The organism is Paenarthrobacter sp. CAP02, assembly GCF_040137855.1.
Classification (GTDB): Bacteria; Actinomycetota; Actinomycetes; order Actinomycetales; family Micrococcaceae; genus Arthrobacter.
Genome location: NZ_JBEEII010000004.1, coordinates 405631 through 428250 on the forward strand (window position 1 = coordinate 405631; position 22620 = coordinate 428250).

Annotated in this window: 21 protein-coding genes and 1 riboswitch; of the genes, 18 read left to right on the forward strand and 3 right to left on the reverse strand. The window is 63.5% G+C overall.

The window, feature by feature from the left end:
* Positions 1–250: 250 nt before the first annotated feature.
* Positions 251–3829, forward strand: a complete 3579-nt coding sequence (gene smc / locus ABHM97_RS09795) for a chromosome segregation protein SMC (RefSeq protein ID WP_349470517.1) — start codon at positions 251–253, stop codon at positions 3827–3829.
* A gap of 20 nt (positions 3830–3849) precedes the next feature.
* Positions 3850–5055 (forward strand): signal recognition particle-docking protein FtsY, encoded by a 1206-nt coding sequence (ftsY, locus tag ABHM97_RS09800; RefSeq protein ID WP_235521503.1) that lies wholly within the window; start codon positions 3850–3852, stop codon positions 5053–5055.
* Positions 5056–5120: 65 nt separating this feature from the next.
* Here ftsY and ABHM97_RS09805 read toward each other — a convergent pair whose 3' ends face one another.
* On the reverse strand, positions 5121–6341 hold the full coding sequence (locus ABHM97_RS09805; RefSeq protein WP_349470519.1) for an MFS transporter: 1221 nt from the start codon (positions 6339–6341) through the stop codon (positions 5121–5123).
* Between the two features lie 225 nt (positions 6342–6566).
* On the opposite strand from ABHM97_RS09805, the gene ABHM97_RS09810 reads away from it, so the two are divergent.
* Positions 6567–7889 carry an ammonium transporter gene (locus ABHM97_RS09810; RefSeq protein ID WP_235521501.1) on the forward strand — a complete coding sequence of 441 codons (1323 nt, stop codon included), beginning with the start codon at positions 6567–6569 and terminating at the stop codon, positions 7887–7889.
* Entirely contained in the window at positions 7886–8224 is a 339-nt protein-coding gene (locus tag ABHM97_RS09815) for a P-II family nitrogen regulator (protein ID WP_017199639.1), read from the forward strand. The genes ABHM97_RS09810 and ABHM97_RS09815 overlap by 4 nt, the downstream gene beginning before the upstream one ends.
* A gap of 97 nt (positions 8225–8321) precedes the next feature.
* Here ABHM97_RS09815 and ABHM97_RS09820 read toward each other — a convergent pair whose 3' ends face one another.
* Positions 8322–9722: a glucose-6-phosphate dehydrogenase gene (locus ABHM97_RS09820; protein WP_349470520.1), complete on the reverse strand. Its 1401-nt coding sequence runs from the start codon at positions 9720–9722 to the stop codon at positions 8322–8324.
* Positions 9723–9887: 165 nt separating this feature from the next.
* Between ABHM97_RS09820 and ffh the strand changes: the two genes are divergently transcribed.
* Together ffh and ABHM97_RS09830 are read left to right on the forward strand one after the other, a co-directional pair.
* A complete protein-coding gene (gene ffh, locus ABHM97_RS09825) occupies positions 9888–11465 on the forward strand; it encodes a signal recognition particle protein (protein WP_235522061.1) in 1578 nt (525 codons plus the stop codon).
* Positions 11466–11524: 59 nt separating this feature from the next.
* Positions 11525–12247, forward strand: a complete 723-nt coding sequence (locus ABHM97_RS09830; protein WP_349470521.1) for an alpha/beta fold hydrolase — start codon at positions 11525–11527, stop codon at positions 12245–12247.
* Here ABHM97_RS09830 and thiC read toward each other — a convergent pair.
* Positions 12230–14077: a phosphomethylpyrimidine synthase ThiC gene (gene thiC, locus ABHM97_RS09835; RefSeq protein ID WP_502921275.1), complete on the reverse strand. Its 1848-nt coding sequence runs from the start codon at positions 14075–14077 to the stop codon at positions 12230–12232. The two genes, ABHM97_RS09830 and thiC, sit on opposite strands and share 18 nt — an antisense overlap.
* Positions 14073–14180: riboswitch (TPP riboswitch) on the reverse strand. It overlaps the preceding gene by 5 nt.
* Positions 14181–14264: 84 nt before the next feature.
* On the opposite strand from thiC, the gene ABHM97_RS09840 reads away from it, so the two are divergent.
* From ABHM97_RS09840 to ABHM97_RS09895, 12 genes are all read left to right on the forward strand, one after another.
* Positions 14265–15347, forward strand: coding sequence for an amidohydrolase family protein (locus tag ABHM97_RS09840; RefSeq protein ID WP_235522063.1), 1083 nt, complete (start codon positions 14265–14267; stop codon positions 15345–15347).
* 80 nt (positions 15348–15427) lie between these two features.
* The gene (locus ABHM97_RS09845) at positions 15428–16300 is read left to right on the forward strand and encodes a VOC family protein (RefSeq protein WP_257369051.1); all 873 of its coding nucleotides are present in this window, start codon (positions 15428–15430) and stop codon (positions 16298–16300) included.
* A 106-nt stretch (positions 16301–16406) separates the two neighbouring features.
* The gene (locus ABHM97_RS09850) at positions 16407–16844 is read left to right on the forward strand and encodes a hypothetical protein (RefSeq protein ID WP_349470522.1); all 438 of its coding nucleotides are present in this window, start codon (positions 16407–16409) and stop codon (positions 16842–16844) included.
* Positions 16845–17075: 231 nt separating this feature from the next.
* A complete protein-coding gene (gene rpsP / locus ABHM97_RS09855) occupies positions 17076–17498 on the forward strand; it encodes a 30S ribosomal protein S16 (protein ID WP_024817151.1) in 423 nt (140 codons plus the stop codon).
* A gap of 1 nt (position 17499) precedes the next feature.
* A complete protein-coding gene (locus tag ABHM97_RS09860) occupies positions 17500–17742 on the forward strand; it encodes an RNA-binding protein (protein ID WP_235522066.1) in 243 nt (80 codons plus the stop codon).
* Positions 17743–17872: 130 nt separating this feature from the next.
* Positions 17873–18427, forward strand: coding sequence for a ribosome maturation factor RimM (rimM, locus tag ABHM97_RS09865; protein WP_235522114.1), 555 nt, complete (start codon positions 17873–17875; stop codon positions 18425–18427).
* Positions 18428–19228: a tRNA (guanosine(37)-N1)-methyltransferase TrmD gene (gene trmD, locus ABHM97_RS09870; protein ID WP_235522067.1), complete on the forward strand. Its 801-nt coding sequence runs from the start codon at positions 18428–18430 to the stop codon at positions 19226–19228.
* Positions 19229–19494: 266 nt separating this feature from the next.
* Positions 19495–19848, forward strand: coding sequence for a 50S ribosomal protein L19 (rplS, locus tag ABHM97_RS09875; protein ID WP_014922079.1), 354 nt, complete (start codon positions 19495–19497; stop codon positions 19846–19848).
* Positions 19849–19927: 79 nt separating this feature from the next.
* Entirely contained in the window at positions 19928–20605 is a 678-nt protein-coding gene (gene lepB, locus ABHM97_RS09880; RefSeq protein WP_349470523.1) for a signal peptidase I, read from the forward strand.
* A complete protein-coding gene (lepB, locus tag ABHM97_RS09885; RefSeq protein WP_349470524.1) occupies positions 20606–21412 on the forward strand; it encodes a signal peptidase I in 807 nt (268 codons plus the stop codon).
* Positions 21412–22173, forward strand: coding sequence for a ribonuclease HII (gene rnhB, locus ABHM97_RS09890; protein ID WP_349470525.1), 762 nt, complete (start codon positions 21412–21414; stop codon positions 22171–22173). Before lepB (ABHM97_RS09885) ends, rnhB begins: the two co-directional genes overlap by 1 nt.
* A gap of 79 nt (positions 22174–22252) precedes the next feature.
* On the forward strand, positions 22253–22588 hold the full coding sequence (locus ABHM97_RS09895; RefSeq protein WP_235522071.1) for a DUF2469 domain-containing protein: 336 nt from the start codon (positions 22253–22255) through the stop codon (positions 22586–22588).
* The last annotated feature ends 32 nt before the right edge of the window (positions 22589–22620 follow it).

The following is a 22620-nucleotide window of genomic DNA, read 5'->3' on the forward strand; positions in this document are numbered from 1 at the left end:
CAGTTGTGGAACACGGGTTCGCCACATGGGCGCGTCGTTCCGAAAAACGGGACCGGATCCGGGGCAGGCCAACAACAGTTCGAGCCTGGGCCGGATCACCGGAACGAAAAGTCCATGTAACCCTTGGCAGGAGTGTAGGGGTGCGGCTGGCCGCCCGCAAGGCATTCCGGCATCAGATCCCTGTATTTCGCCCTATCGGCAGTAGATTTGGGGATACAACCACCGGTCCATCCAGGAGAACCGAAGCGCCTTGCATTTGAAAAGTTTGACTGTCCGCGGATTCAAGTCCTTTGCGTCGGCCACGACGTTCGACTTCGAACCCGGCGTCACCGCCGTCGTCGGTCCCAACGGCTCGGGCAAATCCAACGTGGTGGACGCGTTGGCCTGGGTCATGGGCGAGCAGGGCGCAAAAACACTGCGTGGCGGCAAGATGGAAGACGTTATCTTCGCCGGAACGTCAGGCCGCCCTCCATTGGGGCGGGCCCATGTGTCCCTCACCATTGATAACGCCGACAACGCCCTCCCTATCGAGTACAGCGAAGTCACGATCTCCCGCACCCTTTTCCGCACGGGTGGGTCCGAATACGCCATCAATGGTGCGCCATGCCGGCTCCTGGACATTCAGGAGCTGCTGTCCGACTCAGGCCTCGGCCGGGAAATGCATGTCATCGTCGGGCAAGGGCAGTTGGACCGTGTCCTGCATGCCACCCCTGAAGACCGTCGGGGCTTCATCGAGGAAGCAGCCGGGATCCTCAAGCACCGCCGCCGGAAGGAAAAGACGGTCCGGAAGCTCGAGGCCATGCAGGCCAACCTGGCCCGGCTTGGCGACCTGACTGCGGAAATCCGACGGCAGCTCACACCGTTGGGCAAGCAGGCGGAGATCGCACGACGGGCACAGACGGTCCAGTTCGACGTCCGGGACGCCCGCGCCCGGCTCCTCGCGGACGACCTCGTGCAACTGACAACCTCCCTCGAACAGGACGTCGCCGACGAAGCTGCACTCAAAGAACGGCGCCAGGTTGTCGAGGCCGGCCTGCTGGTGGGTCGTCAACGTCAGGCTACCCTGGAGCAGCAGGCCGCAGAGGCGACCCCGCGCCTCAACGCGGCCCGCGACCATTGGTATCAGCTCTCCGCCGGGCGGGAGCGGCTTCGATCCCTTGGCTCGCTGGCCACCGAACGCCGTCGGCTCCTCGGTTCTTCCGAAGCGGCCGTGGACTCCGGGCGCGATCCGGACCAGCTTGAACGGCAAGCGGCTCGCGTCCGTGAGGAACAAGCGGCCCTGGAACATGACATTCTCGCCAAGCAAGCGGCGCTCCTCGAAGCCACCGTCGCCAAGGACGGGGCGGAAGCGCTCGCGGCCGCGGAGGACAAGCGGCTTACGGCAATGCTGAGGGCCGCCGCAGACCGCAGGGAGGGCCTGGCCAGGTTGGCTGGCCAGGTTGCCGCGGCACGTTCCCGTGCAGAAGCTGCCGAAGCTGAGCGCGGCCGCCTCAGGGAGTCCCTTGCATCGGGCGACGAGCGGCGCCGGAAGGCCCAAAGCGAGTTCACGGCACTGGAAACCCAGGTGGCCGGTGTCGAGGATGGGGAAGAGAGCCTCGACGCAGAGTATGAGGAAGCCACCGGGGTCCTTGACGCAGTCCTCGCGGAAATCGAAGAGCTCAAAGCCGCCGAGCGGGACGCTGTTCGCGAGCGTGATTCGTTGACGGCCCGTCGTGACGCGCTGCAGTTGGGACTCAGGCGCAAGGACGGCTCCGGCCGGCTCCTCACAGCGGAGGGGATCCTTGGTCCGCTGCCAGCCATGATCAGTGTCGAGCCAGGATATGAGGCCGCCGTTGCCGCCGCCTTGGGAAGCGCTTCCGATGCGGTAGTGGTTGGCGGTGCCGCCGACGCTGTTGCCGCCATCGGGTTGTTGAAGCAGGACGACGCCGGACGTGCGACGCTGCTCTTGGCCGACGGTGGAACCGACGTTCAGGCCCTTCAGAGCGGCGACGCGCTTCCGGCCGGTTGTCGCTGGGTTGCCGACGTCGTGAAAATCGGCGATCCCGCTGCCCAAGGTACGTTGGCGCTCCTGGCCGGGACCGTCGTCGTCGATGACGTCCAGGCGGCAGCTTCGCTGGTCGCGGAACGGCCGGACCTTACGGCCGTCACCTTGGAGGGGGATGTCCTGACTACCCTCACCGTGGTGGGCGGCTCAACCAATGCACCGTCGCTGTTGGAAGTCCAGGCCGCGGTGGACGACGCCGGGGCCCGCCTCCAGGAGGTTACTGCCCGTTTGGAGCGTGGACGCTTTGCCCTGGCCGGCGCCCAGGCCCGGCGCGCCGAAGCGCAGGACCGCGCCGACGCCGCGCTGGAACGGCTGCACGAATCGGATGCCCGCCTGGCCGCCGTCGCGGAGAGGTTGGGGCACCTGAACTCCATCCTGCGCAGCGCCGTTGGCGAAAGCGACCGCCTTGCCGCGTCCATGGCAAAGGCCGAGGCCAACATCGCCGAGGCCCAACTGGACCTTGAAGTCGCCGCGGAACGCCTTGCAGCGGCCCAGGAAGCTCCCGAGGAAGAGCCGTCCACGGACCAGCGTGACGAGCTCGCAGCGCAGGCCAGGACTGCCCGTGCGCTGGAGACCGAAGCCCGGCTGGCCCTCCGGACTGCGGAAGAACAACTCGGCGCCCTCAGTAACAGGGCGGCATCCCTGGAGCGTGCTGCCGCTACCGAGCGACGCGCCCGTGAAGAGGCCGCGCGCAGGGCACAGCGTCGACGTGCCCAGGCTCAACGAGCGGCCGCCGTCGCGTCGGCTGTGGAGCAGACCCTGCGCTTCGTGGACATATCAGTTGACCTTGCCGGGCGTGAGCGGGATCTTGCGGAGCAAACCCGGGAGCAGTTGGAGCGGGAACTGGCAGGGGTCCGTTCTGCAAACGATGCCCTGGCCAAGGAACTCGCTGAGCTGACCGACTCCGTGCACCGGGACGAAATGGCGCGCACCCAGCAGCGGTTGCGGATCGAAGCCGTGGAAACGCGCTCCATCGAAGAGCTGGGGCTATCTGCCGAACAGTTGATTGCTGATTACGGTCCGGACCAGCCCGTGCCCCTGCCCGCCGGAACTAGCAACGACAAGTGGGCCGAGCTGCGGGCACCGGTGGATGAGAATGGCGAACCAGTGGTTCAAGGAGTCCCGTTCGTCCGCGCGGAGCAGGAGAAACGTCTCAGGAAGGCTGAGCGCGACCTCGCATCCCTGGGAAAAGTGAACCCCCTGGCGCTTGAGGAATTTGCCGCACTGGAAGAACGCCACCAATTCCTCAGCTCCCAGCTGGAGGACCTTAAGTCCAGCCGCAAGGATCTGCTGGACATCATCAAGGAAGTGGACAACCGCGTCCAGCAGGTCTTCACCGAGGCTTTTGCTGACACGTCCGCCCAGTTCGACCACGTCTTCGCGCGCCTGTTCCCAGGGGGCGAAGGCAAGCTTGTCCTGACCGATCCCGACGACATGCTCACCACGGGAATTGAAGTGGAAGCACGGCCTGCCGGTAAGAAGATCAAAAGGTTGTCGCTGCTTTCCGGCGGCGAGCGTTCCCTGACGGCCGTTGCGCTGCTGGTGGCAATCTTCAAGGCGCGGCCCTCGCCCTTCTACGTCATGGATGAGGTTGAAGCCGCATTGGACGACACCAACCTGGGCCGGCTGATCACCATTTTCGAGGAACTGCGTGAGTCCAGCCAGCTGATCGTGATCACCCACCAAAAGCGCACCATGGAAGTGGCGGACGCCCTTTACGGAGTGACCATGCGCGGTGACGGGGTGTCTACGGTCATCAGCCAGAGGCTCGGTGCCGGGGCTTAGCAATATGAGAAGGTAGGGGAGTGAACGATTTCCTTCCCATAATTCTGTCCATTGTCGCTGCGCTCGTAGTGGTCGGCGGACTCGTGCCGGTACTGCTGAAGGCCCGGAAATCCGGGGCCAAATACCCTGGGCCGCGGGACGCCAACGACCCCGTCCAGTCCTCGGCAGCAGGCGGCGGAACTCTGGTGGAGGACCACCCGGACGCCGTCAAAGCACCGGCACCCACCTTTGACGGAACGGTTGCCGGCACCGATGTTCCCGACGACGCCGCCGGGCTCGAAACCATCGCCATTGATACACCGGACCCCGTCGAGGGCCGCCTGAACCGGCTCCGTGCCCGCCTGGTCAAATCCAACAACATCCTGGGTAAAGGCCTCCTGGCGCTTCTGTCCGGGGACAAAATCGACGAAAACGTGTGGGACGAGGTTGAAGAGACCCTCCTGCTCGCCGACCTCGGCACCGAACCCACCATGCAGTTGGTTGACGCGCTTCGTGAACGTGTCAAGGTTCTGGGTACCCGCAGCCCGGAAGAGGTCAAGGCCATGCTGCGCGAAGAGCTCGTCAAGCTGGTGGACCCCGGCATGGACCGTTCCCTGAACGTCGAACGCAAGGGCGACCGACCCGCCGTCGTGCTTGTTGTCGGTGTCAACGGCGTGGGCAAGACCACCACGGTCGGAAAGCTTGCACGTGTGCTGGTGGCTGAGGACAAGGACGTTCTGCTCGGCGCCGCTGACACGTTCCGTGCAGCCGCAGCTGAGCAGCTCGCAACCTGGGGGCAGCGCGTGGGCGTGCCCACCGTGAAGTCGGACATTGACGGCGCGGACCCTGCCTCGGTTGCCTATGAGGCCGTCAAGGCCGGCATCGACCAGGAAGTCGACGTCGTCATGGTGGACACCGCCGGACGACTCCAGAACAAGACCGGCCTCATGGACGAACTGGGCAAGGTCAAGCGGGTCATCGAGAAGCTCGCCGACGTCGACGAGGTCCTGCTGGTCCTGGACGCCACAACGGGCCAGAACGGCCTCAACCAGGCCCGCGTATTCGCTGAGGTGGTCAACATCTCCGGCATCGTGCTGACCAAGCTGGACGGTACCGCAAAGGGCGGCATTGTGGTGGCCATCCAGAAGTCCCTCGGTGTTCCGGTGAAGCTCATTGGCTTGGGCGAAGGCCCGGATGACCTCGCACCGTTCGATGCGGAAAGCTTCGTGGACGCGCTGCTCAACTAGCAGCCCAGCCACACAACACGGTTAACTGGCCGGCAGCAGGGGTGCTCCGCACCTCTTGCTGTCGGTCAGTTTTTGTTTCCCAGGGGTTCACGCGCGGGGAGCCACGCGATGGCGGTCACCAGCAGCACCGCACCCGTAATGCCGAATGCCCAGCCGTAGCCCAGAACATCGGCCAAAAGCCCGGCGACGATGGGGCCGATAATGGCGCCGGTGTCCGCCGCCATCTGGAACACCGCGAGGACCTTGCCGCCGGAACGTCCCCGGCCAATGACATCGGCGACGGCGGCCTGTTGCGCCGGCCCCAGCAAACCTGAGCCGAACCCCGCCACAGCCGAAGCGGCAAGAAATGCCGGCAAATCCGTGGTCAAGCCGATCACGGCGGTAGCCAACCCTGTGATGACGAGTCCTGGCACCACCAGGGGTTTCCGTCCCCAGGCATCCGCCAGCCGCCCGGAGAATGTCAGCGCGCTGGCATTGCCCACCGCGAAGATGGCCAGTGCCCAGGCAGCCGTCTCCGGCTTCGACTGCAGCACCGCCACCGCAAACAGCGGGATGGTGGCCATACGAACGCCGAAAGTCACCCAGCCGTTGCCGAAACTGGAGAACACTGCGGCGCGGTAGGCCGAGTCTGCAAGTGCTTCCTTCAGAGTCATGGCAGGAGCAGGGTTTGCGTTCGTCGCGGCCTGTCCCTCGCCGCTCAGCATGGTGCGGACCACCGCAGCGGCCACGAGCAGCGCTACTGCGTAGGCAAGGAATGGAACGCGGAGTCCGAAGCCGGCAAGCAGGCCGCCCACCACCGGACCCAACACGCTGCCGATCAGGAATGCCGAGGCATACGCCCCCGATACCCGCCCGCGGCGTTCGGGCGGAGCCAGCCGGATCAGCAGGCCCATGGCTGCGACGGTGAACATCACAGAGCCCGCACCACCGAGCCCACGGAAGATCAGCAGTTGCCAATAGTCCTGGGCGAAGGCGCATGCCGCTGTGGACACGGCAACAATCAGAAGACCTGAAACGTAGGCGTTTCGCTCACCGAACCTGCCGATCAAAGCACCGCCGGCCGGGGCGAAGACCAAGCGCATGAAAGCGAAGATGCTCACGATCACGGCGGCTGCAGTTGCACCAACGTCAAAAGTGGTGGCGAACTGCGGCAGTACGGGTGCCACCAGGCCGAAGCCCAACGCAATCAGGAACGCCGCGGCCAACATCACCTTGATATCGCGTGGCAGGGGAGTCTTCTCAGGCCGGATCCTTGGTGCTTTGACGGATCGGGGCGGCTGGGTCATGCGGTTGGGGTCCTTCGGGTTGGTTTTCGGGTGAAGTCTGACGCCTGAAACATATCCGTAACAGCGGGGATATGCACCATTTACGTTGGGGAGGTTGTTGTAACCGGCCCGCAATATAAAACCTGCGCAGGTGAAACACAGCGGCACAAAACTCTTAAGCAGGACGCAAAAGGCGTCAGGACAGCGGTAGAACCGCAGAACCAAAGCAAGAGAGGAACGTGCACCATGGAACTTACCGCAGGTCACGTATGGGTCATGGTGGCGGCGGCACTCGTGCTGTTCATGACACCTGGTCTGGCATTTTTCTACGGCGGCATGACACGCGCCAAGGCTGCCTTGAACATGATGATGATGAGCTTCATCTCCATCGGCATCGTCGGAGTTGTCTGGGTGCTGTGGGGCGCATCGATGAGCTCAGGCGAAGGCTTCCTTGAAATCGTGGGCAACCCGTTCGCCACTTTCGGCCTCGAGGGCATTTCCACCCCTGATGGCCTGATCAAGGTCGGTTACGCAGCCACCTTCGCCATCATTACTGTTGCGCTCATCAGTGGCGCGATCGCAGACCGCGCCAAGTTCGGCGCGTGGACCATCTTCGTCCCGGTCTGGGTCACGCTGGTCTACTGCCCCCTGGCCTACATGGTGTGGGGTGGCGGCCTGTTCGGCCCGGAGGGTGCAATCGGAAAGGCCCTCGGCCCGGCAATCGACTTCGCCGGCGGCACCGTGGTGCACATCAATGCCGGTGTGGCAGCACTTGTCCTGGTCCTGATCATCGGTAACCGTCGCGGTTTCGGTAAAGACCCGAACCACCGCCCCCACAACATCCCGTTCGTCATGCTCGGTGCGGCCATCCTGTGGTTTGGCTGGTTCGGTTTCAACGGCGGCGCAGCGACCACTGCTGAGCAGGGTGGCTTGATTTGGGTCAACACCCTCGCAGCTCCCGCAGCGGCAATGATCGGCTGGCTCATCACCGAACGCATCCGCGACGGACACCCCACCTCCCTGGGTGCAGCATCCGGTGTGGTTGCCGGCCTGGTGGCCATCACTCCCGCCTGTGCCAACGTCAGCCCGGTCGGTGCACTGGGACTGGGCGTTGTGGCCGGTGTCGCTTCCGCCCTGGCGGTTGGACTGAAGTTCCGTTGGGGCTTTGACGACTCCCTGGACGTCGTGGGTGTCCACCTCGTATCCGGCATCATCGGCACGGTGGCTCTGGGCTTCATTGCAGTTCCGAGCGAAGGCGTCACCGCCGGCGGCCTCTTCTACGGCGGCGGCCTGACCCAACTGTGGGCACAGCTCGCAGCGGCCGGCATCGCAATCGTCTTCTCGGCCATCATGACGGCAATCATCGCCCTCGCCATCCACAAGACCATGGGCTTCCGGGTCTCCACGGAGCAGGAGAACGTGGGCGTCGACCTCAGCCTGCACGCTGAGACGGCGTACGAGTTCGGCGTCAACGGCCACGGGGGCAGCTTCCAGCCGCTCCACGAGGCCATGATCGGAAAGTCCGAAGAGAAGGCTCCCGCAGAAGGCAAGGAGAGTGTCCAGGCATGAAGCTCATCACAGCGATCGTCCGTCCCGAAAAGCTCGAAGCAGTCCGGGAAGGCCTCGAAGCATACGGGGTCCAGGGCCTGACGGTCAGTGCAGCCAGCGGCTACGGCCGGCAGCGGGGTTACACCGAGGTGTATCGCGGAGCCGAGTACAACGTGGACCTGCTGCCAAAGATCCGGATCGAGGTCCTGGCCACGGACGAACAGGCGGACGACATCCTGGATGTCCTCATCGCCAGCTCGAATACCGGCAGGGCCGGCGACGGCAAGGTATGGACCGTGGATGTCTATGAAGCAGTCCGGGTCCGGACGGGTGAACGGGGCGCGGCGGCCATCTAGGCAACCGGCTACCACTCGTACTTAAACACCGGCAGCGGGCCGGGTACCTGTCAAGGTACCCGGCCCGCTTTGTGTTGCCTTGTTTAGTCTTCGACGTTTAGTCCTCGACGGCGGTGGGCCAGTTCGCGGGCCCGGCGCTGCCGGCGGCGTATTCTTCCAGGGGCACCTCGCCGTTCGCCCACGCTTTGAGGACGGGTTCGATGATCCGCCAGCAATCCTCAGCGGTGTCGCCCCGGACGGACAAGAGCGGGTCTCCGGTCAGGATGCCTTCGAGCACTTCGCCATAGGGCAGCATCCCGGCCGCGTTGAGTTCGGCCACCAGGCTTGCGCGGTCAAGGCTGAAGATGTCACCGGGACCGTTGACATCGACGTCGAGCTCCAAAACGTCAGGCCCGAAACCGATCCGCAACTGATTGGGGGAGTCCACGCCGGAGAAGCCCTTGGGGAGGTGAGGGACCGGGCGGAACGTGATGACTGCTTCCTTGCGGCGTTGTCCCATGGCCTTGCCCGAGCGGAGGATGAACGGGACGCCCTGCCAGCGCCAGTTGTCGATCTCCACGCGGACCTCAGCCAGGGTTTCGGTGTTCCTGGCGGGATCCACGCCTTCCTCCGCGGCGTAGTCGGGCACGGTACGTTCGCCCAGGGTTCCTGCCGTGTACCGCGCACGACGCGTCGACAGGTTGTAGGGGGCCTTGATGCTGCTGGCACGCAATACGGTGGCGACGGCGTCCCGCAGGTCGCGTTCCCCAATGGTGGCCGGCGCGTCGATGGCCAGGAACGCCATGATGTGCAGGAGATGGCTTTGGATCATGTCCCGGAGCGCGCCGGCGGTGTCGTAGTACCGGGCACGGCCCTCAAGGGCGAGGTCTTCGTCGAAGATGACCTCCACTTTTTCGATGTTGTCCCGGTTCCACACCGGTTCCAGAAACCTGTTGGCGAAGCGGAGGCCAAGGATGTTCAGCACTGTTGCCTTGCCCAGGAAATGGTCCACCCGATGGATGTGGTCCTCCGGCACCAGCGCAGCCAGCGTCTTGTTCAATTCGCGCGCCGATTCGGTGCCTGATCCAAACGGTTTCTCCATGACCAGGCGGGTTCCGGCAGGCAACTGTTCGGGGTGCAGGACCTCGCAGGCCTTCTGGCTGACGTGCGGCGGCAACGCGAAGTAGATCGCGACCGGACCCTCCAGCTGCGACAGCAACTCTGCCAGCGGTCCGTCCGCCGTCACGTCCAGCTGGTGGTATTCGGTGCTCCCGGCCACCGCAGCCAAAGCCGCCTTGCCCTGGGCGTCGGCTTCCTTCGACGCTGCGGCGAAAGCGCCGTCGACCCGTTCCCTCCACTGGTCCGGAGACCAGGGATCAGAACCGGCTCCCACCAAACGCAGGCCCGGAGCGCCACCCGCGGCCAACAGTCCAGCAAGGCCCGGGAGCAGCAGCCTGCCCGTCAAGTCTCCGGATGCGCCGAGGATGAGCAATGTTTTTACAGTTGTTTTACTGGTCACCGTGCCAGCATGCCATCTTGGAGGTGCGACTTGGTACCCTAGATAGTCGAGTCCCGCAGTTGAGTCATCCCGTAGTTGAGTCATCGTGCCGGGGCAAGAATCGTCAAGACTCTGGCGTGCCGCATTGGCCGCCATTCGTAGACCATCGAAAGAAGTGCACGGCGCGTGTTCAATTCACTCTCTGACCGGTTGACAGCAACCTTCAAGAACCTCCGTGGCAAGGGCCGCCTCACCGAGGCTGACGTCGATGCCACGGTCCGGGAGATCCGCCGCGCCCTGTTGGATGCGGACGTCGCCGTGTCGGTGGTCCGCGAATTCACTGGACGCATCCGTGAACGCGCGCTCGGTGCCGAAGTTTCGGGTGCACTGAATCCCAGCCAGCAGATCGTGAAGATCGTCAACGAGGAACTGAAGGAAATCCTCGGTGGCGAGACCCGCCGGATCCGCCTGGCCAAGAACGGCCCCACCATCATCATGCTCGCCGGCCTCCAGGGTGCCGGTAAGACCACCCTCGCCGGCAAGCTGTCCAAGTGGCTCAAGGCCCAGGGCCACAGCCCTATGCTGGTTGCCTGCGACCTTCAGCGTCCCAATGCAGTGACGCAGCTCCAGGTTGTTGGCCAGCGTGCCGGTGTCCCGGTTTTCGCTCCGCACCCCGGCGCTACCTCGGAACTTGAACACCCTGCCGGTGACCCGGTCGCCGTCGCCAAGGCCGGCGTCGAGGAAGCGCGCCAGAAGCTTCACGACGTCGTGATCGTTGATACCGCCGGTCGCCTCGGCGTCGACGCCGAAATGATGGATCAGGCACGCCGGATCCGCCAGGCGATCATCCCCAACGAAGTCCTGTTCGTGATCGACTCCATGATCGGCCAGGACGCCGTCAACACGGCGATGGCCTTCGACGAGGGCGTCAACTTCACGGGCATCGTCCTGTCAAAGCTCGACGGCGACGCCCGCGGTGGTGCCGCACTTTCCGTGGCGTCCGTGACCGGCAAGCCCGTCATGTTTGCCTCCACCGGCGAAGGCCTGGACGACTTTGAGCTCTTCCACCCGGACCGCATGGCGTCCCGCATCCTCGACATGGGTGACGTCCTCACCCTGATCGAGCAGGCTGAGAAGGCATGGGACAAGGATGAAGCCGCCCGGATGGCGAAGAAGTTCGCCGACCAGGAAGACTTCACCCTGGACGACTTCCTCGCCCAGATGCAGCAGATCCGCAACATGGGCTCCATGAAGAAGATGCTCATGATGATGCCGGGTGCTCAAAACATCCGTCAGCAGCTGGAGAACTTCGACGAAAAAGAGATCGACCGCGTCGAGGCGATCGTCCGTTCCATGACACCGCACGAGCGTGTTGCTCCCAAGATCATCAACGGCTCCCGCCGCGCGCGTATCGCCAAGGGTTCCGGCGTGCATGTCTCCGAGGTCAACGGCCTGCTGGAACGCTTCGCCCAGGCTCAGAAGATGATGAAGAAGCTGGCCCAGGGCGGAGGCATGCCGGGTATGCCTGGAATGCCCGGCCTCGGTGGCCCTGGCGGACGCAAGAACGGGAAGAACACTCCCAAGAAGAAGGCACGGTCCGGCAACCCGGCCAAGGCAGCCCAGGAACTTCGCGATGCAGAGGCCAAGCGGGCAAACGCTGCTTCAGCGGCCCCCACGGGCGCGGCTTTTGGGCAAGGCGCGGCGGACTTCGACCCGTCGTCGCTGAACCTTCCCAAGGGCTTCGACAAGTTCCTCGGTAAGTAGACAGTGCGTCCCAGCTGCCGGTCAGTTGGGATGTCAGAGCCGTGGAATAGGCTGAACCAATGCACAAGCAGCGCGTAGTCTTCGTTCACGGCCTGGGGAGTTTCGGCGCCGCAGCATGGCCGAAGCAACACGGCATGGCGCTGGCCTATGACGCCTTGTTCCTGAGGCGGCACGGCTTTTCGGCCGTCGAGGAACCGGCGCCGTCCAATGTGGCAGCAGATGTCGCCATCGTGATCAATGCGTTGGCCGATGCCGGTGGAGGCCACGTCGTGGCGCACGAACAGGGCGCCATTTCCGCCATGCTCGCAGCCATCGAGCGCCCGGATCTGGTGCATTCGCTGTCGTTGGTGGAGCCGGCGTGCTTGTCGCTGACAGCCGAACTGCCGGCCACGGCCTCCCACCGTGCGCTGATGGAGCCGTTGTTCGACGTCCGGGCACAACTGAACGACGCCGACTACCAGCGGGAATACTTCCGCAGGGCCTTTTCGGCCGAAACCGGGGGACTGGACACGCCGGAGGCACAGAGGGCGGCGCGCAGGCTCAGGCTCCAGGCGCCCCCGTGGGAAGCGCCACTTCATATCGTGCCGGGCGTTCCCACCTTGGTCCTTACGGGTGGTTGGGAGCCGCTCTACGAGGAAATTGCGGGATACCTCCAGGAGACCGGCGCCCTCCGCCGGGTGGCAGCGGGCGGGCACCGGCCCCAGGATTCAGTGGATGGCGATCACATCATCCGCTCGTTTGTCGCGGACGTGGGACGGGCCATGTCAGTTCAGGCGTCCTGAACTGCCATTGCCCGCAGTGCCGGGTACCTGCAGTTCCGGCAGGTAGACCTTCCCGCCGGAGGCCAGGAACTCCTGGCTCTTTTCCCTCATGCCGCTGTACATGCCGGCGATTGCGGCCTGCGCTTCAGCTGAGCCGTACTCATCGCGGATATCCTGGCTGATCCGCATGGAGCAGAATTTCGGCCCGCACATCGAGCAGAAGTGCGCGGTCTTGGCCGGCTCGGCGGGCAGGGTTTCGTCGTGGAACGCCTCGGCTGTCACAGGATCGAGGGACAGGGCGAACTGGTCGCGCCAACGGAACTCGAAGCGGGCTTTGGACAGTGCATCGTCGCGCTCGTTCGCGCCAGGGTGCCCCTTGGCGAGGTCAGCGGCGTGGGCGGCGATCTTGTAGGTGATCACACCGGTTTTGACGTCGTCCTTGTTCGGCAGGCCAAGGTGTTCCTTGGGCGTCACGTAGCAGAGCATTGCCGTGCCGTAGCGGGCGATTTCGGTCGCGCCGATGGCTGAGGTGATGTGGTCGTAGCCGGGCGCCACATCCGTGACCAAGGGACCCAGTGTGTAGAACGGGGCACCCTTGCACAGTTCCTGCTGGCGTTCGACGTTTTCACGGACCAAGTGGAAGGGGATGTGCCCCGGGCCTTCCACCATGACCTGGACATCGAACTCCCACGCCCGCTGGGTCAGCTCGGCAAGGGTGTCCAGCTCTGCGAACTGCGCGGCATCATTGGCGTCCGCGATGGAGCCGGGACGCAGACCGTCGCCGAGCGAAAAGGCGACATCGTACTTGGCGAAGATCTCGCACAGTTCGTCGAAGTGGGTGTAAAGGAAGTTCTCCTGGTGGTGGGCCAGGCACCAGCCGGCCATGATCGAGCCGCCGCGGGAAACGATGCCGGTGACGCGATTGGCAGTCAACGGGACGTAGCGCAGCAGCACCCCGGCATGGACGGTCATGTAGTCCACCCCTTGTTCGCACTGTTCAATCACGGTGTCGCGGAAGATCTCCCACGTGAGCTTATTGGCCTCGCCGTTGACCTTTTCGAGTGCCTGATAAATGGGAACCGTGCCGATTGGAACAGGGGAGTTGCGGATGATCCATTCCCGCGTGGTGTGGATGTCATCGCCGGTGGAGAGGTCCATGACCGTATCGGCACCCCATTGCGCCGCCCACTGAAGTTTGTCCACTTCCTCGGTGATGGAGCTGGTGACCGCGGAGTTGCCAATATTGGCGTTGATCTTGACCAGGAACGCCTTGCCGATAATCATCGGTTCGGATTCCGGGTGGTTGATGTTGCTGGGGATGATGGCGCGTCCGGCGGCAACTTCGCTGCGGACCAGTTCGACATCGCAGTTCTCGCGCAAGGCCACGAACTGCATCTCCTGCGTCACGATGCCCTTCCGGGCATAGTGCATCTGCGTCACGGTTTTCTGCTCGACGGCGCGGCGGGGCACCGGTTGTGCGCCCTTCCACTCCGCCGATGCCGCACCGCGCCGGACCGCGGACTTGCCGTCGTCGAGCAGGTTCCTTTCCCGGCCCGAGTACGGCTCCGTGTCGCCCCGGCCTTCGATCCAGGGTGCACGGAACGGTTCCAGCCCGACTCTCGGGTCACTGCCCGGTCCGGCAGTTCGATAGACCTGCAGGGGCGGGTTGGCTTGGCCATTGGGGGAGGGTTCCAGTGCGATCTCGGTGACAGGAACGCGAATGCCATGTTCGGGATCTTCAAGCCACCCCAGCGAGTGGGATTTCAGCGACTGCGTCACGGTTTCCGGTGCCCCGGTCTCAACGACGGTCCCGTTTTGGGCAGGGCTGTGCTGAGTTTCTGTGGTGCTCAAGGGACTGCTCACTTCCTTCGCCGGCATTACCCGGACAGGTTCAACGGTCGCAGACTGCCTCAGTCCGATCTCAGCCCCTGCAGGGGCCCCCGTGTGGTCGTAGACGAAGTTACCACAGATGCCTGCGGCCGCACAGTCATATGGCGTTGCAGGCTTGCCCGGCAGGTACGGGGCTAGGCTTTTTGCCATGGCCAACATCATCGAATTCAGCGGTACGGTGCTCGTAGCAGCAGACAAGGAGCGCAGGGGCATGTGGTCCGTTGACGGTCGCCTGACGTTCATCCAGCCGGTCGCGGCACCGGACGTTGTGCTCGACGGCTGGGTCCTGCCCGGCTTTGTCGACGCCCACTGCCACATCGGTTTGGGGCCGGGTGGTGCGGTTGATGAGCAGACCACCCTCGCCCAGGCACGGGCAGACCTGGCGGCCGGCACGCTGTTGATCCGTGATGCAGGATCGCCCAGTGACACGCGCTGGGTTCAAGGGCGCGCGGATTTGCCGCGCCTTATCAGGGCTGGCCGGCATATAGCCAGGGACCGGCGGTACCTCCGCGGGCTGGGCCATGAAATCGAGCCCGAACAGCTCGTGGAGACCGTCCGCAAAGAAGCCCGTGACGGCGATGGCTGGGTAAAACTCGTGGGCGACTGGATCGATCGCGGCATTGGTGACCTGGCCGCGTCCTTCCCGGCAAAGCTGGTCAAGGACGCCATTTCGGCCGCGCACGATGAGGGTGCCAGGGTGACGGCCCACTGCTTCGCCGAAGACACCATTGACGACATGCTGGACGCCAATATCGACTGCATCGAACACGCAACGGGCCTCTTGCCCCGGCACCTTCCGCGGTTTGTGGAGCAGGGTGTTCCGATTGTCCCTACGCTGGTCAACATTGCGACTTTTCCGGAGATTTCCGCCCAGGCCGCGCCCAAGTTCCCCGTCTACGCAGATCACATGGCGAAGCTGTGGGAACGCCGTCACGACCGTGTGCTGGAAGCCTTCGAAGCCGGTGTCACCATCTACACGGGCACCGATGCCGGCAGCGTCATCAAGCACGGCCGGATTGCGGACGAGATGAAGGAACTGCACGACGCCGGCCTGCCGCCTTCCGCTGTCCTGGAGGCCGCAACGTGGGGCGCCAGGGCGTGGCTGGGGGCCGAAGCCATCAGCGAAGGGGCGAGTGCCGACGTCGTTCTCTGCCGTGAAGATCCGCGGGTCGCCCTCGACACCGTGGCCGAACTCCAGCACATCGTTTTGCGTGGCGGGATCATCCGTTAGGAATAAATTGAAGCTTCAAGTAATTTAGTACTAGTAGAAGGGTGCCGAAAGGGCGGCAGCCTCAGACCCAGGAGCTTCACATGACTACAGCAAACAGCCAGGATCTTCTTCCTGCCGAACTCACCATGGGCACCGTCATGCTCAAGGTTGGCGACATGAAGGTCATGAGCGACTACTACCAGCGCGCCTTGGGCCTGGACATCGTGGCCGAGCAGGATGGCGGACTGTACTTGGGCCGCACCGGAAAGCCTGTTGTCCACCTGGCGCCTGCCTCAGGCCTGCAGATTCCGGGCCGCGGGGAAGCGGGTCTCTTCCACACCGCCATCCTCTTTGAAGACCAGCCCTCTCTGGCGGCCACCATTGCCACGGCGGCAGAATACGAGCCGCGCGCCTTTGCCGGAAGCGCCGACCACCTGGTCAGCGAGGCGTTCTATTTCACCGACCCCGAGGGCAACGGTATTGAGCTCTACTATGACAAGCCCCGCGAACTGTGGCAGTGGGACGGCAAGAACGTCGTCATGGACAACGTCGCACTCCCGCCGCAGCGGTTCCTGCAGCAGCACCTGAGTGAGGCTGCCGTGACCGGCCAGCGGGAGGCAGCCGCCGGGATCGGCCACGTGCACCTCCAAGTGGGGGACGTCGAAACTGCGCAAAAGTTCTATGTGGAAACCCTGGGGTTCGAGCGGACGGCGGGCTGGCACGGCCAGGCCTTGTTCGTTTCCGCCGGGGGATACCACCACCATATGGCCATGAACGTGTGGAACAGTCGGGGCGCCGGACCCCGAAAGGACACGCTGGGGCTGGGGGAAGTCCTGATCGAGGTCCCCACGGCCGATGACGTCGCGATGCTGGCGGACCGGCTGAAGGTGGCGGGCGTCCAGAATCACCACACCGGCGCTGAGCTTCGGTTCGACGACCCATGGCGGAACAAGCTGCGCGTCGCCGTTCGCTGAATCGTCCTGGCAGCCCATGGCTGCACTAGGCTGGGCATTGACGGCGCGGAACCTTTCGGTTCCCGTGCCGCCGCCCCGTCAGCACGAAGGATTGAGAGTACTTTCCATGGGCTTTGCCGAAATTTTTGTAGCCACCCACGACGAAGCACTCAAACGGGCAGCCGCGCTGGATCGCGGTGCCGAAGCCACAGGCCCCGCCGTCAGGATCGAAGGCATCACCGACTTTGAGGTCGAGCAGTTGGGCGACCTCGCCGGACAGGCCGTCCATGCGGCGGGAGCAGACTATGAGCTCGCCCTGGTGGATGTGACGAGTGATGCCCTCCTCGGAGTTCCCGAGGCCATGGTGCGCGCGCTTGCCGAACTGCTCACCTACGAGAACGAAGGCGATGGCAACGTCCTTGACGACGTTGCTGCTGCCTGGGCCGCCCAGGACGACATGCCCTTTGACGCCACCCAATCGCGCCAGTACGTCCAGCAACTGGCCGCCCTCGCCACGGATGTGGAAAAAGCCGACCGCTCCGGACTCTACGTCTGGTCCGCCTGACAGTTGCCCGGTTTTCGCGGATACGATCCGTCCGGAGTGACCAAGAACACGCCACCCTTTGCGGCCTAAGTCGTAATTGCACCGGGCATCTGGCACAATGGACAGGTACTTGATCGGTGCGGCCCCTCTCTCCGTGCCCGTATCTTGTCCTTCGAACCGTCCAGTATGGCCCGCCCCACGGGTGCAGAACGTCGGGTTCACCTCGTTTCAGAAACAGGAGTGACCACAAAAGTGGCCGTAAAGATTCGCCTTAAGCGCTTCGGTAAGATGCGCGCACCGTACTACCGCATCGTCGTCATGGATGCCCGCGCCAAGCGCGATGGCCGTGCCATTGAAGAAATCGGCAAGTACCACCCCACCGAAGAGCCGTCGTACATCGAGGTCGCTTCCGAGCGCGCCCAGTACTGGCTGTCCGTTGGCGCCCAGCCGACCGAGCAGGTTGCTGCGATCCTCAAGATCACCGGTGACTGGCAGAAGTTCAAGGGCCTGCCGGGCCAGGAAGGCACCCTGAAGACCAAAGCTCCGAAGGAAGCCTTCGTAGCACCGGAGAAGGGTTCCGTCATCATCCCGGAAGCCATCACCAAGAAGGCCAAGAAGGACGAAGCTGCTGAGGCTCCGGCCGAAGCTGAAGCAGAGACCACCGAGGCTGAGTAAGTTGCTGTCCGAAGCGCTCGAGCACTTGGTTCGTGGGATCGTTGACAGTCCTGAGGATGTCAAGGTCAGTGCCAAGAACAACCGCCGCGGGGAATCCCTTGAGGTGCGAGTTCACCAGGAGGACCTCGGACGGGTAATCGGCCGTCAAGGACGCACAGCACGCGCACTGCGCACAGTTGTTGCGGCTTTGGCTGGTGGCGAGCAGGTCAGGGTCGACGTCGTCGACACCGACCGTCGCCGGTAACGCGCTCAGCACATCTTGTCTTAGGTCCGGCCCCTTCACCGAATATGGTGGAGGGGCCGGATTGCTTTATCCACCATTCATTACCGTGGCTGCCTGGCGGCGCGGGAACAACAAGAATTCAGAGGAACCCATGCAGCTCCAGGTGGCCCGGATCGGCAAACCCCACGGCATCCGCGGCGAGGTCACGGTGCAGGTACTCACCGACGCCCCGTCGGAGCGCTTTGTCGCAGGAACCGAGTTTGTCGTGGAGCCGGCCTCTGCCGGCCCCCTGACCATCCGCAGCGCCCGGTGGAACAAGGACATCCTCCTGCTGGGCTTCGAGGAAGTTGCCGATCGCAACGCTGCCGAAGTCATCCGCGGCGCCAAGCTCTTCATCGAAACCGAGGAACTGGACGACGAGGACGATGACGAAGGCTGGTACGAGCACGAGCTCGTTGGCCTTGAAGCGCGGGTTGGCTCGCAGGTTGTGGGCACCATAGCTGCACTCACCACGCTCCCGGTCCAGGACCTGCTGACGGTCAAGACCCCGGACGGCAAGGAAATCCTTATTCCATTCGTCGACGAGATCGTGCCTGAAGTCAACGTCGAGGACGGCTACATCCTGGTCACCCCTCCTGCCGGCCTTTTTGAGATCAACGAGTCCACCGCGGAGGAGTCCAAGGACGGCGCCGGGGATGATGCCTGAATGAGGATTGATGTCGTCAGCATTTTTCCCGAATACCTTGCCCCGCTTGAGCTTTCGCTCATAGGCAAGGCCCGCCAGGACGGATTGCTCGAACTAAACGTCCACGATCTCCGATCCTTCACTACGGACAGGCACCGCACCGTGGATGACACCCCGTATGGCGGTGGGGCTGGGATGGTGATGAAGCCTGAGCCGTGGGCCCAGGCCCTCGAATCCGTTGCAGGGGCCCGTGAAGGTTCCAAGCCCGTACTGATCGTTCCTTCGCCGGCAGGGGAGAGGTTCAACCAAGCGCTGGCCTACGAACTTGCCGAAGAGGACCAACTCGTCTTTGCCTGCGGACGCTACGAAGGCATCGACGAGCGCGTCATCGACTGGGCGCAGGACCACTTCACGGTTCGTCCCGTCAGCCTTGGAGACTATGTTCTCAACGGCGGCGAAGTAGCCGTGCTGGCCATGGTGGAAGCCATTGGGCGCCTCCTCCCGGGGGTTGTCGGTAATCCTGAGTCCTTGGTTGAGGAATCCCACTCCGACGGTTTGCTGGAATACCCGGTGTACACGAAGCCCTCCGCGTGGCGCGACCATGAGGTCCCCGCCATCCTGCTCAGTGGCAACCACGGCAAGATCGCCCAATGGCGCCGCCATGAGCAATTCAGGCGGACAGCCGAGCGCCGTCCGGACCTTCTGGAAACGTTCGACGCCGGTGCCTTGAGTCGCGCTGACCGCAACGCTTTGGCGGACCTCGGGTACGACGTCGTCGACGGCCGTTTGCGTCCGCGGCCCGGTGGCGACGCCGCAAACTAAGGGCGCGCTCCCGCCGTCGAACGTTCAAGGGATCTGGCAGTTGGCCCGACGGCAGCGCATGTGGCAGAATTAACCCTTGTGTCTGCTGGGCTGACACCTGCCACAGGGGGAGTTCAGCCAACAGTCGGACAACCCGGTGACGCCAATCAGTGGCGGAACCGGACACTAAGAAACTTCGGCGGAAATTTCCGGTGGCTTTAAGTGCCCCGGGCTTGTCCGCCGTAACCCAAAGTGAATGACCTGTGGCGTTCACCAGGAGTGGATTAATGCATATCCTCGATAGCGTAGATGCAGCATCGCTGCGTAACGATGTTCCTGAGTTCCGCGCGGGTGACACCCTCAAGGTTCACGTCAACATCATCGAAGGCAAGAACTCCCGTGTCCAGGTATTCCAGGGCTTCGTCCTGGGCCGCCAGGGTGACGGCGTTCGCGAAACCTTCACCGTTCGCAAGGTTTCCTTCGGTGTCGGCGTAGAGCGTACCTTCCCGGTACACTCCCCGATCATCGACAAGATCGAGGTCGTCACAAAGGGTGACGTCCGCCGCGCCAAGCTTTACTACATGCGTGCACTGCGCGGTAAGGCTGCGAAGATCAAGGAAAAGCGCGACTTCGCCAAGTAAGTCCACCGACTTATTCAACGGGTCCAGGATTCGTGCCCGGGGTTCCGGAGCAATCCGCAACGCAACAGGGATACGAATCATGGACACAACAGAACGCCAGCCCCGGAAACAGGGCTGGCGTTTTGTTTTGCTCGCACTGGTCCTTGCTGTCGCCATCAGTGGTTTGGTGCGCTCGTTGTGGCTGGATGTCTATTACATTCCCTCCGAATCCATGGAACCCCTCCTCGGAACCGGGGACCGGATCCTTGTTTCCCGCACGGTCTACGCGTCGGAGCCAATCCGCCGGGGTGACGTGGTCGTTTTCGATGGCCGCGGTTCATTCGCTCCGCTCAGCAGTGGCCAAGGCCCGTTGGTCGATGCGGTTTCTGCGGCGAGCCAGTGGTTCGGACTCACGGGAAGTGACACCACGTACGTCAAGCGGGTTATTGGAGTCGCCGGCGACCACGTCCGGTGCTGCTCGGCCGACGGAAGACTCACAGTCAACGATCAGCCTGTTGATGAACCCTATGTGTACCCAGGGGATGAACCCAGCAAGCAGAAGTTCGACGTCGTGGTGCCGGAGGGTCGTCTGTGGCTGATGGGCGACCACCGTTCCCGTTCAGCGGACTCCCGCGGACTGCTGGGTGCACCGGGCGGCGGTATGGTGCCCGTGGAACGGGTTATCGGCCGGCCGGTCCAGATCGTCTGGCCACTTGATAGATTTGCAGAGATGCCTCGCTCCGCGCAGGCTGAAACACCTTTGAAGAACGGACAGTAGATGCCGGACAAAGTTCCCGGGAACCCTGAGAGGTACGACGACGACGCACGGCTCTCGGACGGAACGGCAAGTACTGCCGGCTTGGCGGAGTCGAGCCCGGGTGACGCTGATGCTCCCGCGAAGACGCACAGGAATCCCGTCCTCGTTTGGGTGAAAGAGATCGTCACCGTTGTGGCGATTGCCTTGGTGCTGTCCTTCCTCCTCAAGACTTTCCTGTTCAGGGCGTTCTATATCCCCTCGGAATCCATGGAAAGCACCTTGGATGTCAACGACCGGATCTTCATCAACCTCCTGGTTCCGGGCCCGTTCGACCTGTCCCGCGGTGATGTAGTGGTGTTCAAGGACACCCAGGCCTGGCTCGAACCCGTACCGCAAAAGCCCGCCGGGCCCATGGACTGGTTGAACGACAGCCTCGAATTCGTGGGGCTGATGGCAGATAACACCGATCAGCACCTCGTTAAGCGTGTTATCGGCCTCCCCGGCGACCATGTCTCCTGCTGCGACGCCCAGGGACGCGTCAGCGTCAACGGGGTGCCGCTGAATGAGACGTACATTAACCCGGCGGAAATTCCCCAACCAAGCACATTCGACGTCGTGGTTCCGGAAGGGAAGGTCTGGGTCATGGGCGACAACCGCAACCACTCAGCCGATTCCCGGGCTCACCAGGAAGTCAACGGCGGGTTCATCAACATCGACGACATTGAAGGTAAAGCGACCGTCATCGCGTGGCCCGTGAGTCGATGGACAATACTCGACAACCACTCAGACGTCTTCCGGGATGTCCCCAAGGCAACAGCGACCAAGTAATGACAACCACCACGGCAGCCGTCACGACGGGCAAGTCCCCAGCGAAAGCCAAGGGCAAGAAAACCGCGCCCAAGGCAAAGAAAGCCGTTGGGTTTCCCACCCTTGACCACGAACGCACGTTCCTGGCCCCCGGTGTGAGCCTGCTTGCGGGCGTGGACGAGGTAGGCCGAGGCGCGTTGGCCGGTCCCGTGAGCGTGGGGATCGCCGTGGTGAACCTCGCCGATCATGGCCTGCTGGCCGATGTCCGGGACAGCAAACTGCTCAAGCCCGAGGACCGCGAACGGCTTGAGCCCTTGGTCAGGGACTGGGCTGTGGCATGCGCCGTGGGTCACGCGAGTTCCCGGGAAATCGATGAGATCGGCATCATCGCCGCGCTGCGCCTGGCAGGTACGCGGGCGTGGTTCGATATCCTTGCCGCCGGCATTACCCCGGATGTGGTGCTCCTGGACGGCAGCCACAACTGGCTTTCCCCCGAGGTCCAGGCTTCCCTCTTTGACGCCCCGGCGGGTCCCGCCTGCGAAGCTCCCGTCCACACCAAGGTCAAGGCCGACATGAGCTGCCTCAGCGTCGCGGCAGCCAGTGTCCTGGCCAAAGTGGCCAGGGACCGCATCATGGTGGACCTGCACACCGAGCTGCCCGCCTACGGGTGGGACGTCAACAAGGGCTATGCCACCTCCGCCCACCGGGAGATGATCCGGCAGCAAGGTCCCAGCGCCTACCACCGGACAAGCTGGAACCTGACCAGCTCCGGAGCCGATTGATCCACCCCACGGACGCTCCCAAGCCCCAGGCCGGGCCCGGGTGGCGCGTCCCGTCCTGAAGATGGTGCAAGATGGAAGCATGAGCGCCGAGGACCTTGAGAACTATGAAACCGACATGGAGCTGCAGCTCTACCGTGAATACAGGGACGTCGTCGGACTGTTCAGTTACGTCGTCGAAACTGAGCGGCGGTTCTACCTTGCCAACCATGTTGACCTCCAGGCCCGCAGCGCGGATGGGGAAGTTTACTTTGACCTCACGTTGCAGGATGCCTGGGTATGGGACGTGTACCGCTCGGCCCGCTTTGTGAAGAACGTCAGGGTCATCACCTTCAAGGACGTCAACGTGGAAGAACTTCCGAAGAGCGAAGACCTGGCGCTACCGAAGGACGGCGGACTCGGCGACCTTGGCAACTAGTTCCAAGTGTCCCTCCACAAGCGTGACTACCG

Bases quoted from the DNA above. Each gene is read 5' to 3' on its own strand.
- lepB (WP_349470524.1), top strand. From the start codon at position 20,606: ATGCCGGACAAAGTTCCCGGGAACCCTGAGAGGTACGACGACGACGCA.
- ABHM97_RS09840 (WP_235522063.1), top strand. From the start codon at position 14,265: ATGGCCAACATCATCGAATTCAGCGGTACGGTGCTCGTAGCAGCAGAC.
- ABHM97_RS09850 (WP_349470522.1), top strand. From the start codon at position 16,407: ATGGGCTTTGCCGAAATTTTTGTAGCCACCCACGACGAAGCACTCAAA.
- lepB (WP_349470523.1), top strand. From the start codon at position 19,928: ATGGACACAACAGAACGCCAGCCCCGGAAACAGGGCTGGCGTTTTGTT.
- ABHM97_RS09815 (WP_017199639.1), top strand. From the start codon at position 7,886: ATGAAGCTCATCACAGCGATCGTCCGTCCCGAAAAGCTCGAAGCAGTC.
- rplS (WP_014922079.1), top strand. From the start codon at position 19,495: ATGCATATCCTCGATAGCGTAGATGCAGCATCGCTGCGTAACGATGTT.
- rnhB (WP_349470525.1), top strand. From the start codon at position 21,412: ATGACAACCACCACGGCAGCCGTCACGACGGGCAAGTCCCCAGCGAAA.
- trmD (WP_235522067.1), top strand. From the start codon at position 18,428: ATGAGGATTGATGTCGTCAGCATTTTTCCCGAATACCTTGCCCCGCTT.
- ABHM97_RS09810 (WP_235521501.1), top strand. From the start codon at position 6,567: ATGGAACTTACCGCAGGTCACGTATGGGTCATGGTGGCGGCGGCACTC.
- rimM (WP_235522114.1), top strand. From the start codon at position 17,873: ATGCAGCTCCAGGTGGCCCGGATCGGCAAACCCCACGGCATCCGCGGC.
- ABHM97_RS09830 (WP_349470521.1), top strand. From the start codon at position 11,525: ATGCACAAGCAGCGCGTAGTCTTCGTTCACGGCCTGGGGAGTTTCGGC.
- ABHM97_RS09895 (WP_235522071.1), top strand. From the start codon at position 22,253: ATGAGCGCCGAGGACCTTGAGAACTATGAAACCGACATGGAGCTGCAG.
- ABHM97_RS09805 (WP_349470519.1), bottom strand. From the start codon at position 6,341: ATGACCCAGCCGCCCCGATCCGTCAAAGCACCAAGGATCCGGCCTGAG.
- ABHM97_RS09845 (WP_257369051.1), top strand. From the start codon at position 15,428: ATGACTACAGCAAACAGCCAGGATCTTCTTCCTGCCGAACTCACCATG.